The following is a 12,865-nucleotide window of genomic DNA, read 5'->3' on the forward strand; positions in this document are numbered from 1 at the left end:
TGGGTTGATAGGCCGGAGATGTAAGCCAGGTAACTGGTTCAGTTGACCGGTACTAATAGGCCGAGGGCTTAACCACCCTAAACATTCTGCTTGCGTCCACTGTGTGATTCACAGCAAACGAACAACCACCACCCACCCCTGAAAGATCAGGGGGTGTGCAGGGGGGAAGGTTGCCGGCTGATCCAAGCCGGTATCTGAACCCAGGCTGGGGTGGTGTTGGATTGTTCCGCGCTGACAGCTGTTTCGGTGGTCATAGCGGAGGGGAAACGCCCGGTCTCATTCCGAACCCGGAAGCTAAGCCCTCCAGCGCCGATGGTACTGCACTCGGGAGGGTGTGGGAGAGTAGGACGCCGCCGGACTCAACGTGAAACAGTAGGCCCACCCGGGAACGGGTGGGCCTACTGTCATTTCCGGGCTTTTTCGTTCGTTATCCACAATTCCTGTTTATCCACAGCTGACCCATCGGTGGCGCCGGCGATCACGGAAAATCCGCGATAATGGTTCCGGACGGGGGCCCCCAAGGGAGGGCGGGCTATCTCGGCAGCTTCAAGCAGACTGTGGTGCCGCCACCTGGGGTTTCCTCGAGGTCGATCGTGCCGTGATGCCGCTCGAGAATGCGCAGACACGTCGATAGACCGATCCCGTAGCCCTTCTGCTGCTTGGGGTCGACCTGGGCGAACATCTCGAACACCCGGGACCGCTGCGACGGCGGAATGCCGATCCCGTTGTCGGCCACCCGCACGATCCACCCGTCGGGGTGGGCCTCGGCACTCACCGTGATGTGGCACGGCCGGGCCGGGTGGCGGTACTTCATCGCGTTGTCGATCAGGTTCTGGAACAGCTGACGGAGCAGGACCGGGTCGCCCTGGATCGTCGGCAGGTCGTCGGTGGCCGAGATCTGGGCCCCGCTGCTCTCGGTCGCCGTGCGCAGGTCGGCCAGCACGTCCAGCACCACGTTGTTCAGCGGCACCGGCTCGGCCTGGTACGGCGTCTGGCCCGCTCGGGCGTACCGGAGCAACGAGTCCACCAGTTTCTGCATCCGCTCGACCGAGCGCATCGCCCCGGTCAACCACTTCGTGGCCCGGTCGTCCAGCGTTCCCTTGTACTCGCCGGCCAGCAGGTCGAGGAAGCCGTGCGCGGCCGCCATCGGGCGGACCAGGTCGTGTGAGACGGCCCCGGCGAATTGTTCCAGTTCCTCGTTCGAGCGTCGCAGTTCGACCAGGGCCGCGGTCAGCTGGTCGCCGCGGGCGGCGATCTCGGCGCTGGCCCGTTCGATCTCGCGCCGGTAGGCCCGGTCGGCCGTGACGTCGGTCATCGCGACCACCGCCCCCAGAATGTCGCCCGCGTCGTCCATCATGCGGGCGCCGTTGCAGCTGATCAGCAGCGCCGGGCGGGCCGGGACCCGTACGGTCATCTCGACGTTCTCGATCCGCCCCTCCCGCAACGCCCGCAGCAACGGGATCTGTTCGGGCGTCAGCCGGGAGTGGCCGTCGGCGTCGAAGAGTCCGTAGCGGCTGGGCAGCGCCGACGGGTCGAGCGAGGAGTCGGCGTCCATGCCGTGCCAGTCGCGGGCGGCCCGGTTGAGCAGCGTCACGTGCCCGTCGTGATCGGCGACGACGAGGCCGACGTCGATCGTCTCGAGCACCGCCGTGATGAACTTCTTGCGGTGCTCCGTCTCCACGGCGAGGCGTTCGTTGAGCCGGGCCTGCCGTCGCCGTTCGAACAGCGCCACCAGCACGTCGGCCAGGTCGATGAGCCGTCCGGCCTGGTCGTCGCTGAGTTCCTTGACCTGGTCGTCGAAGGCGCACAGGGTGCCCAGCGCATACCCCTCGGGCGTGATCAGGGGCGCCGAGGCGTAGAAGCGGACGTACGCGAGCCGGCCGTCGACCCACGGGTTGTCGCGGTAGACCGGGTGTTCGCGGGCGTCGGAGACGTGGACGAACCGGCCGGCCCGGAACTGGATGGCGCACATCGAGTCGGAGCGGGCCGTGTTGCCGCCCTCGAACCCGTACGTGGTCAGCTGGCACTGCCGGCTCTCGTCGATCAGGTTGAGCGTGGCCGTCGGCACCCCGGCGACCAGGGCGGCGACCCGGACGACGGTGGTCAGCTCCTCGTCGGCGGGGGCGTCGAGCACGCAGTATTCGTGCAGGACAGCGAGGCGCCTCTGCTCGTCGGCGACGGAGCTCACATCACACCGTTCGGCCCGGACGGCAAAAGACTTAGAGCTGCCCCATGATCCGGATCGCGGCCGGTCCCAGCACGATGATGAAGATGACCGGGAACAGGCAGAACAGCACCGGGAAGAGCAGCTTGACGGTCACCTTCTGGGCCTGTTCCTCGGCCCGCTGACGGCGCCGGGTGCGCTGGTCGATGGCGTGCTCACGCAGGATGCCGGCCACCGAGATACCCAGCTCACCGGCCTGCACCAGCGCGGTGATGAGCGTTTTGAGATCCCGTACGGTGGTCCGGGCCCCGAGCGCACGCAGGGCCGCCGTCCGTGAGACGCCGAGCCGCATCTCCTGCAGCACCCGGTTCAGCTCGTCCGGCATCGGCCCGCGCAGCAGCTGCGCCACCTGGGACATCGCCGCGTCCATGCCGAGGCCGGACTCGACGCCGATCACCATCGCGTCCAGCACGTCGGGCAGCGCGAGCATCAGCTGCTCCTGCCGTTTCACCCCGGCGTTGTAGGCCAGCAGGTCGGGCACGTGCAGTCCGACCACGAAGCCGCCGAGCAGGCCGAGCAGCCCGTACCCGAACGAGGTGTGCTGGCCGATCACCCAGAACAGCAGGCCGATCACTACGCCGGCCACCATCCGGCCGCGGATGACCCGGTCGAGCGGCCAGTCCTTGGGGTTGCCGGCGTAGTCGAGGTGCCGGGAGATCCGGTTGCGCACCGGCGGCGGGGCGAGCGCGTTGCCGACCTGCTGGATCGCCGCCACCACGGGTTCGCGCAGGGCGCCGCCGACCGGCTTCTCCACCGCGCGGGGCGAGTTCCGGCTGCGGTCGAACTGGTGCAGGATGCCGAGCATCCGCTGGCGTCGGCTGGGCGGGATGGTGACCGCGGCCGCGACGCATCCGACCGCCAGCACGACCGCACCGGTGGCGATCAGGACGAGGATCGCGCCGCTGGCCATGTCACACCTCGATCTTCGTCACGGCCCGCAGCCAGAGGGCGCCGCCGGCCAGCATGAGGAACGCGACGGAGAGCAGCCCGATCCCCGCGAACGAGCTGAACAGCGGGGTGATGTAGGTCGGCTGCACGACCAGGAGCATGCCGGTGGTGAAGATCGGCAGAGCGACCAGCACGTACGCCGACATGCGGCCCTCGGCCGACAACGAGCGCACGTGCCGGCGCAGGTAGGCGCGTTCCCGCATGGTCTCGGCAGTGGTCTGCATGACCTCGGCCAGGCTGCCGCCGGTCTCGCGTTGCAGGCGCAGCGCCATCACCAGCCACGTCAGTTCGGAGCTCTCCACCCGCTCGCCCGCCCGGGCCAGCGCGTCCTCGAACTCGCCGCTGATCCGGGTCTCGGACAGCGCCCGGCTGAACTCCTCGGCGACCGGGCCCTCGTCGTCGCGTACGGCCGCCTCGACCGACTGCTGCAGGGTGAAGCCGGACCGCAGCGCACTGAGGACCAGCTGGAGCATGGTCGGCAGCTCGTCGGCGAACCGTTTGCGGCGCCGGTTGATCTGGGCGCCGAGCAGCATGCCGGGCAGCACGAAGCCGAGGATCAGCCCGGCCAGCAGGCCGAGCGCCGGGGGCAGGAGCAGCATCCCGACCAGTGCCGCCAGCACGGCGATGAGGGCCCGTACGGCCAGCCACTCGCTCGGTCGCATCTGCACCGCGGCCCGGTCGAGTTTGGGCGAGGCCCGCGCGGCCAGCGAGGTCAGGCCGGGGGACTGTTCGACGAAGTCGCCCAGGGCCTTCTGCCACCGGCGCACCATCGGCGGGGCGACCTGACGTTCGCCCACGGTGTACTGCTTCAGTGTGGTCAGTCGCCGCTGCATCGGCGTACGGCCGAAGATCCGCTCGATGACCACGGTGAGCAGCAGGAACGTGGTGAGGGCGGCCGGTAGGGCGACGGCCCAGCGGGCCGCGGTCATCGTTTGCCGGTCCCGAACATGCCGGCCGGCAACTGCACGCCGTACATCGCGAGATGGTCGCCGAACCGGGGACGGATGCCGGTCGGCTTCAACTGCGCGAGGTGCGGCGGAACGTCCGGCCCCAGGTCGTACAGGAAAAGGTCTTGCAGTGTGACGGTGTCGCCCTCCATGCCGACCACCTCGGTGATGTGGGTGACCTTGCGGGCGCCGTCCTTGAAGCGGGTGATCTGGATGATCAGGTCGACCGCGGAGGAGATCTGGTCGCGGATGGCGCGGCTGGGCAGGTCCATGCCGGCCATCAGCACCATGGTCTCGAGGCGGGACACGGCGTCGCGCGGGGTGTTGGCGTGCAGGGTGGTCAGCGAGCCGTCGTGGCCGGTGTTCATGGCCTGCAGCATGTCGAGGGCGGCCGAGTCGCGGACCTCACCGACCACGATCCGGTCGGGGCGCATCCGCAGCGCGTTCTTGACCAGGTCACGGGTGCTGATGATGCCCCGTCCCTCGGCATTGGACGGACGCGATTCCAGCCGTACGACGTGTTCCTGACCCAGGCGCAGCTCGGCCGCGTCCTCGATGGTGACGATCCGCTCGTCGTCGGGCACGAAGCTGGACAGCACGTTGAGGATCGTCGTCTTACCCGAGCCGGTACCGCCGCTGACCACCACGTTGCGCCGGCCGCGGACCGCCGCGTCGAGGAACTCGGCCGCCGAGCGGGTCAGGGTCCCGTACGAGACCAGGTCGCCCACGGTCAGCGGGGTGGCCGAGAACTTCCGGATCGTCAGCGACGCCCCGTCCAGGGCGATCGGCGGCACGATCGCGTTGACGCGGCTGCCGTCGGGCAGGCGGGCGTCGACCATCGGGCTGGCCTCGTCGACGCGCCGGCCCACCCGGCCGCAGATCCGGTCGATGATGCGCCGCAGGTGGGCGTCGTCGTCGAACTCGACCTCGGTGCGCTCGATGCGGCCGAAACGTTCGACGAAGATGTGCTTGGGCCCGTTGGCCATCACCTCGGTGACCGACGGGTCGCGCAGCAGCGTCTCGATCGGGCCGTGCCCGAGGACCTCGTCGGTGACCTCTTTGATGATCCGCGCCCGGTCGCCGCCGGAGAGCGGGGTCTCCTCCCGGGCGATCAGGTCGAACAGCACCTCGCGGACCCGGTCGTTGAGGGCCTCGTCCTCGCCGCGGCTGTTGTAGAGGGTGGGGCCGAGTTCGTCGGCCAGCCGGCGCTGGATCCGCAGGCGTACGTCGTAGACCGGGTCGGCGGCCTGGCGTCCGGCCGCCCGGTAGCGCTGGGCCGACCCGCGTTGCGGCGCCTGCTGTTCCTCGACCGGCTGCTCGGTGTCCTCCTCGCCGCTCGCGGCGCGGTTGCCGTAGAGGCCGAGGCGCGCGGAGAGGCTCACCGCAGGGCCTTCTTACGTTTGAGGCCGCTCAGCAGCCCGCGTTTCGGCTCGGGTGGGGTCTCGGTGCCGGCGCAACGGTCGGCCAGCTGGCGGATCGCCCGGCTGACCGGGTGCAGCGGCTCGGTCAGCAGCAGCGGCTCGCCCTGGTTGACCGAGATCGGCACGTCCCGGCTGGACGGCACGAGCGACGCGAACGGCATGCCGATCGCCTCCTCGACGTCGGCCGTGGTCAGGCCGACCTGGGTGTTGGCGCGGTTGAAGACGAGCAGGCTGCGGTCGCGCGGATACTCCAGCATGTCGAACATCTCGACGGTGAGCCGCACCGTTTTGAGCGTCGGCAGGTCGGGCGTCACGATCGGCACGAACCAGTCGGACACGTCGAGCGCGGCCAGCACCTGGTCGGTGACGATGGCCGGGGTGTCGATCACGATGAAGTCGTAGTGCGGACGGGCGGCGTCCAGAATTTCCAGGACCAGTTCCCGCCGTACGTGTTCACCCTGCGCCGGATTTCCCGGAGCGAGCAGGGCATCCACGCCGGGACGGTACGGCGTGACGATCGAGCGCAGTCCCGGCTCGTCGAGGCGGCCCGCCATCGCGATCCCGCCGGCGATGCTGCGGTCGGGCGGCAGCTTGAGCATGATCGCCACGTCGCCGAACTGCAGGTCGAGGTCGACGATGAGCACCCGCCGGGCGCCGCCGGCCCACAGTGCCACGGCCAGGTTGACGGCGACGAAACTGCGGCCGCACCCGCCCTTGCCGGCGAACACGGTGATGATCCGGCCGTGCGGTGCGACGTCGGCCCCGGAGCGCATCGTCATGCTGAGCGCCTTGGAGATGTCGACCGAACGGCTGGTGGCCTGGCGGATCGCGTCCCAGTCGGCCTCCTCGACCACGTCCCGGATGCCGGCCTGCAGACAGCGGATCACGTCGCCCGGCTGCAGCGACTTGCGGACCAGCACCACCCCGATCAGGGGCCGCTGCAACCGCTGGTAGGCCGCGAACATCAGCGCCTCGTCGAGGTCGACACTCGCGCCCATCACGACCAGCAGCGTCTCGGGGTAGCGGGGCAGGTGGGCCTCGAGCTCGGCCATGCTGTGCACGAGGGAACCGCCGACCGACTGGAACTCCGGCCCGCGTTCGGCCAGCAGTTCACGGTCGGGTTCAAGGTAGACGTACAGGCTCATCCGGCGGCCCCGCTCTCGATCACGACCGGCGCCGCGGTGACGGTGGCGCCGCTGCCCAGAAGGCCCAGGTGCAGATACCCGCGGTTGTACCCGTTGATCACCAGCTCGGCCTGTTCCCCGGTGACGGCCAGCGTGACCACGTAGCGCTTGAGCGGGATCGAGGTGCCGGTGGGACTGGGCACCACGGTCGGAACGATCGCGTTGAGGCCGCTGGCTGAGATCGCGCTCGGGGCCGGTGTGGAGATCTCGGCCTCGCCGACACTGACCACAGTGGCCTGGGGGAGCACGACCCAGGTCCGTTGCGGGTTCGTCTCGGTCTCGGTCTTGGGCACGGTGACGAACACCGTGACCTTGTCGCCGCGCTTGACGTTGCCCGCGACCTGAGGGGCGATGCCGAGCTCGACGCTGACCGCGACCAGACCGGCCGGGATCTTGAAGGTGGGCGAGGGGCTGGCGATCGGCTTCGTGCCGGTGTCGAACTGCCGGGTCAGCAGCATCTGGTCGGGCTGCAGGGCGGCGTTCAGCTTGCGCGAGTCGAACGACGTGTCCAGCTTGGTGAGTGCACCCGACGGCACTGTCTCGGCCGGCATCAGCACCTGACGCACCAGACGCTTGGCCCGGATCTGGGACCCGGTGGTGCCGCTCGGGATGTCGGCCGTGGCGAGCAGGACCCACGTACCCTTCTTGCCCTCCACGGCCCGGCGGTCGGACCCGCGGGCATAGGCGACGACCGCCACCGCGCTGAGCAGTGCCAGCACGGCCGCGGCGACCAGCATGACGATGCGCCGGCGCATGGCTACCTCCTGTCCCCGACCGTCATCCGGTCCGCGCGATGATCGTGGCTCCGTAGTCCGGGCCGGTTCCGAACACCGGGGTGTCGACCGGGACCAGGGATTTGGTGAAGTAGCCGTAGATGCACTGCGACGCCCCGCACAGCGTCGACTGCAGCAGCGACGGCACGCCGCCGGTCTGCAGGAAGCTGCCGACCCCGGTGAGCAGGCCGCTGAGCAGGCTCGTGTAGCCGGTGAAGACGAACGGCGCGAACCCGGCGATGCGGTAGGTCGGCGCCACCGAGAGCAGCGTCTGCTCGATCTGGTCGAAGATCGGGATCAGGACCGGCTGCCGGGCGGCCAGGATCTGCTGCAGCCGGTTCGCGCACAGCAGGCCCTGGGTGAGGCCGGACAGCAGGAACGACCGGGGCAGGTCACCGACCTTGAGGGTGATCTCGCAGTTGGCGTCGGGACTGGAGTAGTCGTTGTTGCCCAGCCAGACCCAACCGCGTGGCGTCGTCAGCTGCGTGATGCCGCAGTTGGGCAGCGGGAGACCGAGCACCGAGGCCGGCAGCACGGTCGGGATGGCGCTGTCGATCGAGGCGGTCGGAGAGGGCAGACCCAGCACGGAGTAGAGGCCGAGCTGACCGAGCAGCGAGGTGACCGGGCCGTAGAAGGCCGTGCCGTTGTTGGTCATCCGCTTCCAGTCACATAGCGAGATGCCCATGGCGAACACCTTGCTCTGGGTGACCGGGCCCCAGGCCACGCGTCCGCAGGCGCCGACCTTCTGCCCGGTGTAGGTCATGCCCGACAGCGTGCCGGCGAACGACGGCGGCAACAGCGTCGAGCCGTTGGCCAGCCGGGTGCTCGTGCGCACCTCGACCGAGGTGCCACCGGTGATGGTCGTGGTAGGGCAGGTGATCGGGCTGCCCCAGGTGATCCCGGAGCACGAGGTGGTGTAGATGCAGAACTGCGCGTCGGCCACACCGCGCTTTATGTTGCTGTTGGTGTATTTCGTGGCGGTCGCGGTCTGCCCGGCGACCGTGCACTTGGTCGGGTCGTCGATGCAGTGCACGGCGATCGCCCACGAGGCGGCGTCGGCGCCGGACTGGAGCTCGGCCCGCTCGAGCGCGATCTGGTTGACGTCGATGACGATCGCGCCCATGCCGAAGAACATGCCGGTGGCGCACAGCACGGCGATCATCGCGGCGACGACGCCGTGATCGGAGGCATGGCGATGCCGGATCCGGCGCATGACGCGCAGAACCCGGCGGGTGGACATGCGAATCAGCCCGTGCACGCCATCACTCCGGTGGCGGTCAGCGAGCTGATACTGGCGGTCTGATTGAACAACGCCATGATCGAGAAGATCGGCGTGAGTGCGGTGAAGGTCTGCTTGGCGGTGACGACGGCGTCGGCCGACGTGCCGCCGCAGAGCGTGAGCGTGGTGTACGAGATGGTGGCGCCGGTGTTGGCCACGGCGGTGACCTTGGCCTGGACCTGTGCCGAGGTGCCGTTCAACGCCCCCGTCCGGGCCCCTTCCCGGACGGCGGCAGTGAGTTGTGTCTGTTGCTGAAGGGCCCGGCCGAAGTCGATGATGCCGAACAACATCAGCAGGATCAGCGGCATCACGATCGCGGTCTCCACCGCGGCTGCGCCCCCCTCACCCCGGGGCGGCCGGCGAACGGCGCGCACCCCGGGGCGGGGGGAATTGCAGCTGGCGGTGAGCACTTTCGTGACTACCGGCCTTCCTAGGTCAGGACGGCGAGACCAGCTTGTTACCGACAGCGGTGAACATCGCGCTGATCTTGTTGCCGAAGATCGTGGCGCCGGCGATCAGGACGACGGCGATGAGCGTGACCAGCAGGCCGTACTCGACGGCGGTGGCACCCTCGTCGTCCTTCTTGGCGGCGAGGTGGGACTGGACGTAAGCGCAGATGAAGTGCAGCGGCAGCATGTTGTTTCCCCCAGTTGTTTTGGCTGCGTATCTCGCGGCCTTGCAACAGTAAGAATCGGGGGATGCGGCCAAGACTTGAGTTAGCGGACCGGTGTATCAGGGTGCAGGTGCGTTGCTGTTGTGCTGGGCCAGGACCGAGCGCAGCATGCCGGCCAGCTGGTCCGCCGTGAACGGCTTGGCGATGAAGGGCGCGCCGCGCTTGATGATGCCCCGGCGGATCGCGATCTCCTGCGGCATGCCGGAGACGTAGACGGTCTCCATGCCCGGCCGGACGGCGTGCGCGGAACGGGCCAGCTCGCCGCCGGACACCCCCGGCAGGCCCAGGTCGGTCAGCAGTACGTCGATCTTCCCCTCGTGCACGCGGCACTTGGTGATGGCGCTGACCGCATCAGTCGCGACCAGCACCTGGAAGCCGCGCAGCTCGAGCATCTGCGTCGTCATGTCGCGCAGGTCCTCGTCGTCCTCCACCAGCAGGACGACCGGGCCTTGCTGGGGCGTCGAGGTGTTCCACATCGCCTCTCCCCTCGGGCTCGGTGGAGCCGCGCCCGTGGCACCGCTCGCCTCAACGAAAACGCTAGGCGAAAAGCCACCCCACCGGGGGAATTCGGCGGAAAAGGGGACTAGAACCGATCTAGGCGACAGAACCTAGCTTCCCTCGGCACGTCCCAGGCGCCAGTAGCCCATGAACGCGACCAGCTTGCGGTCGACGCCGCACTCGGCCACCAGGTGCCGGCGCAGCAGCTTGATCATCCCGGCCTCGCCCGCGAGCCACGCGTAGAAGCGGCTCACGTCCACGACCTCCTCCGGGACCTCCCACAGCACGTCGTGGTCGACGTCCACGTCCTCGAGCTCGACGTTCTGCGCCGCCAGGTGGTCGTCGCCGAAGATCCGGCGCGTCGCCGCCCGTACGGAGGGAAGCAGCTTTTCCCCGTACGCGGTGTCGTCGCGCGCCAGCCAGGTCACGCGAACGCCGTCCGGGCGCCGCAGCTCCAGCGCATCGGTGGCCGAGGACACCTCGAGCAGCACCTCACCACGGGCGTCGGCGGGCAGGCGCTCCAGGATCGAGGCGATGGCCGGCACCGCGGTCTCGTCCCCGCCCAGCAGCAGGCAGTCGGTGTGCGCGGGCGGGTGGAAGTCGATGCCACCGTGCAGGCCGCCGAAGGCCGCGTTCGGGCCCAGCAGGCAGGCCCGGGCGCCCGGGGCCGCCTCGGCCGCGAACTTCGAGGCGGGGCCGTTGACGCCGTGCAGCACCATGTCGACGTCGACCTCGCGCAGGTGGGGGCGCACGGCGCGGACGGTGTAGGTGCGGATCGGGTTGCGCCGCTCCTCGGGCAGGTCACGCCACTCGGTGTACCAGTCGGGGCCGGTCGGCAGGTGTTCGTGGCCGCTCGCGGGGAGCGGCGGGATCAGCTTGATGCGCTGGTCGAAGCCGTTGTCGGCGAACTCGTGCAGATCGTCGCCGGTGAAGGTGACCCGGACGAAGTGCGGGCTCAGCTGCCGGACCGCGCGCACCTCGGTCGCGAAGAACCGCCACGGGGGCGCGGTCGTCACCGGATCGGCGGTCTGGGTCACGGCGGGCCTCCCGGGTGGGGGTTAGGTCTGCCTAACCTAACCGGTGAGGTCCCGGGGTTGCCAGTCGGGCTGCTTACTCGGGCTCGGCTGTCACTTCTCGCTCGCCTGCTACTTCCCGCTCGCCTGCTACTTCCCGCTCGCCTGCTACTTCCCGCTCGGCTGCTACTTCTGCCTTGCCTGCTACTTCTGCCTCGGCTGCTGCTTTCGCCCGCTACTTCTCGGCTTTTGCGTCCTCGGTGACCGCTTCGGCGGCCGCTTTCGCCTGTACTCGGGCCTCGGCCTCGGCCTTCGCGGCCGACGTGTAGACGCGCGGCTTGGGGATCGCGACCTTCGCGCGGGCCGGTCGGGCGGGCTTCTTCCTCTCCGGCTCCGGCTTCGGCTGCTCTGGCGCGGGCTGGTCGGAAACCGGCTGGGCGGCGGGTGCGGGCGCCGCGGACACCGGCTGCGCGGGCGTCGCGGACACGGGCCGTGCGGACGGAAGCGCTGTGGACCTGGGTGTCGCGAGCGGTGCCGAGTCGGGCGGTGCGGATGGAGCGCGTGGGGCGGCGTGGGCGTCTTCATCGCCCGGGCCCTCCAGCACCGCGAAGCGGTCGACCGGGGGCGTGAGCGCGGGACCGGCGGGTGCGCGGCCGGTGCCCGTACGGGGAATGAGGCCTCCGTCCCGCTCCGGAACCCCGATCAGCACGGCGGCTACCCGGCCCGGCGCCACCTGCTCGAGTTCGCTCGCGGCCAGCACCGCCGCGGCCCGGCTGGTGCGGCGATAGTCGGTCACCAGCAGCACGTGGTCGCTGTGCCCGGCCAGCGCGAGCGCGTCGGCGACACCCAGCAGCGCCGGCGAGTCGAGCAGCACCACGTCGCACTGCTGCTTGAGCTCGTGCAGCAGCCCGGCCAGGCCGCCCGCGGCGAGCAGGTCGGGCCCGCCGTCGCGCAGGGCCCCCGCGGCCAGCACCCGCAGGTTGACGATCGCGCCCGCGGCCAGGGTCTCGGCCAGCGAATGCTCGCCGGCCAGCACGTTGGTCAGCCCGCGGTCACGGGACAGGTCGAACATCAGGTGCAGCGCGGGGTGGCGTACGTCGGTGTCGATCAGCGCCACCCGCCGCCCGGCCTGGGCCAGGGCGACGGCCAGGTTGGCCGCGGTGGTGCTGCGGCCCTCGCCGTCGCGGGCGCCCGCGACCAGCACCGTGGCCGGGTTCTTCAGGCGTGGCTCGAGGCGCGCCCGCAGATAGCGGTAGGACTCGGCGTCGGCCGAACCGGGAGCACGCAGCAGCACCGGCAGGGGCGCGCCGGGCCCGCGCGGGCGCCGCGCCCGCGGGATCGTGGCCAGCACCTTCACCCCGGTCTCGCGCTCGAAATGGGCCCGCCCGCGGATCCTGTCCCGGCGGCGGGCCAGCCCCCAGGCCGAGAGCAGCCCGAGCAGCAGGCCGGCGAGGGCGCCGGCGGCGAGCGGGATCCAGAGCGGGGTCCGCTGCTCGACGGCCGGGCCGGCCGGCGAGACCAGCGAGGCGGCGATGCCGTACTGGGACGTGCTGGTGTTGCGGTAGCGCACGTACTCGGTGGCGACGGCCTGAGCGCGCTGCTGGGCGACGGCCGCGTCGCGGTCGGTGTACGCGACGACGACCGCGGCCCCGCCACTGTCGGCCGTCTCGACGCTGAGACCGCCGGCCAGCTCGTCCTCGCTGATCTTGAGTTCGGTGGCGACCGCCCGCAGCACCGTGCCGGACCGGGCGATCTCCCGCTCGGTGCCCGGATTGGCCGGAACCGGGTCGATGCCGGCCCGCAGTCGCGGACTGGCCACGGCGGTCGCGGCCGACCGGAAGTCGGACTTCTCGGCGCGGCTCGCGGCGTATGCCCCGGCGGTGATCAAAACGGTCACCAGAAGGA

At 70.1% G+C, this 12,865-nt stretch carries 12 protein-coding genes and 1 rRNA gene; 1 reads left to right on the forward strand and 12 read right to left on the reverse strand.

Annotated elements, in window-relative coordinates:
• Positions 1–242 precede the first annotated feature (242 nt).
• A 5S ribosomal RNA gene (gene rrf / locus KOI35_RS11845) occupies positions 243–359 on the forward strand.
• Between the two features lie 173 nt (positions 360–532).
• Here rrf and KOI35_RS11850 read toward each other — a convergent pair.
• The 12 genes from KOI35_RS11850 to KOI35_RS11905 all read right to left on the reverse strand — a co-directional run bounded on the left by KOI35_RS11850 (position 533) and on the right by KOI35_RS11905 (position 12,857).
• On the reverse strand, positions 533–2,188 hold the full coding sequence (locus tag KOI35_RS11850) for a sensor histidine kinase (RefSeq protein WP_215786591.1): 1,656 nt from the start codon (positions 2,186–2,188) through the stop codon (positions 533–535).
• 31 nt (positions 2,189–2,219) lie between these two features.
• A complete protein-coding gene (locus tag KOI35_RS11855; protein WP_215786594.1) occupies positions 2,220–3,134 on the reverse strand; it encodes a type II secretion system F family protein in 915 nt (304 codons plus the stop codon).
• 1 nt (position 3,135) lies between these two features.
• Positions 3,136–4,101, reverse strand: coding sequence for a type II secretion system F family protein (locus KOI35_RS11860; RefSeq protein ID WP_215786595.1), 966 nt, complete (start codon positions 4,099–4,101; stop codon positions 3,136–3,138).
• Positions 4,098–5,501: a TadA family conjugal transfer-associated ATPase gene (locus KOI35_RS11865; RefSeq protein ID WP_215786597.1), complete on the reverse strand. Its 1,404-nt coding sequence runs from the start codon at positions 5,499–5,501 to the stop codon at positions 4,098–4,100. The genes KOI35_RS11860 and KOI35_RS11865 overlap by 4 nt, the downstream gene beginning before the upstream one ends.
• Positions 5,498–6,685, reverse strand: coding sequence for a CpaE/TadZ family protein (locus KOI35_RS11870; RefSeq protein WP_215786600.1), 1,188 nt, complete (start codon positions 6,683–6,685; stop codon positions 5,498–5,500). The genes KOI35_RS11865 and KOI35_RS11870 overlap by 4 nt, the downstream gene beginning before the upstream one ends.
• Positions 6,682–7,479, reverse strand: coding sequence for an RcpC/CpaB family pilus assembly protein (locus KOI35_RS11875; protein WP_215786601.1), 798 nt, complete (start codon positions 7,477–7,479; stop codon positions 6,682–6,684). Before KOI35_RS11875 ends, KOI35_RS11870 begins: the two co-directional genes overlap by 4 nt.
• A gap of 22 nt (positions 7,480–7,501) precedes the next feature.
• A complete protein-coding gene (locus KOI35_RS11880; RefSeq protein ID WP_215786603.1) occupies positions 7,502–8,737 on the reverse strand; it encodes a TadE/TadG family type IV pilus assembly protein in 1,236 nt (411 codons plus the stop codon).
• Positions 8,738–8,742: 5 nt separating this feature from the next.
• Positions 8,743–9,102, reverse strand: coding sequence for a TadE/TadG family type IV pilus assembly protein (locus KOI35_RS48360; RefSeq protein ID WP_215786605.1), 360 nt, complete (start codon positions 9,100–9,102; stop codon positions 8,743–8,745).
• Between the two features lie 109 nt (positions 9,103–9,211).
• Entirely contained in the window at positions 9,212–9,412 is a 201-nt protein-coding gene (locus KOI35_RS11890) for a Flp family type IVb pilin (RefSeq protein WP_215786607.1), read from the reverse strand.
• Between the two features lie 96 nt (positions 9,413–9,508).
• Positions 9,509–9,925, reverse strand: a complete 417-nt coding sequence (locus KOI35_RS11895; protein ID WP_215786609.1) for a response regulator — start codon at positions 9,923–9,925, stop codon at positions 9,509–9,511.
• Positions 9,926–10,057: 132 nt separating this feature from the next.
• Positions 10,058–10,984 carry a siderophore-interacting protein gene (locus tag KOI35_RS11900; protein WP_215786611.1) on the reverse strand — a complete coding sequence of 309 codons (927 nt, stop codon included), beginning with the start codon at positions 10,982–10,984 and terminating at the stop codon, positions 10,058–10,060.
• A 211-nt stretch (positions 10,985–11,195) separates the two neighbouring features.
• Positions 11,196–12,857: a CpsD/CapB family tyrosine-protein kinase gene (locus KOI35_RS11905; protein WP_215786613.1), complete on the reverse strand. Its 1,662-nt coding sequence runs from the start codon at positions 12,855–12,857 to the stop codon at positions 11,196–11,198.
• Between the last annotated feature and the right edge of the window lie 8 nt (positions 12,858–12,865).

It is taken from the genome of Paractinoplanes bogorensis (assembly GCF_018829635.1).
Classification (GTDB): domain Bacteria; phylum Actinomycetota; class Actinomycetes; order Mycobacteriales; family Micromonosporaceae; genus Actinoplanes; species Actinoplanes bogorensis.

Coding starts and splice junctions, on each gene's coding strand:
- KOI35_RS11875 (WP_215786601.1), bottom strand. CDS start 7,479: ATGCGCCGGCGCATCGTCATGCTGGTCGCCGCGGCCGTGCTGGCACTG.
- KOI35_RS11860 (WP_215786595.1), bottom strand. CDS start 4,101: ATGACCGCGGCCCGCTGGGCCGTCGCCCTACCGGCCGCCCTCACCACG.
- KOI35_RS11880 (WP_215786603.1), bottom strand. CDS start 8,737: ATGTCCACCCGCCGGGTTCTGCGCGTCATGCGCCGGATCCGGCATCGC.
- KOI35_RS11890 (WP_215786607.1), bottom strand. CDS start 9,412: ATGCTGCCGCTGCACTTCATCTGCGCTTACGTCCAGTCCCACCTCGCC.
- KOI35_RS11870 (WP_215786600.1), bottom strand. CDS start 6,685: ATGAGCCTGTACGTCTACCTTGAACCCGACCGTGAACTGCTGGCCGAA.
- KOI35_RS11855 (WP_215786594.1), bottom strand. CDS start 3,134: ATGGCCAGCGGCGCGATCCTCGTCCTGATCGCCACCGGTGCGGTCGTG.
- KOI35_RS11895 (WP_215786609.1), bottom strand. CDS start 9,925: ATGTGGAACACCTCGACGCCCCAGCAAGGCCCGGTCGTCCTGCTGGTG.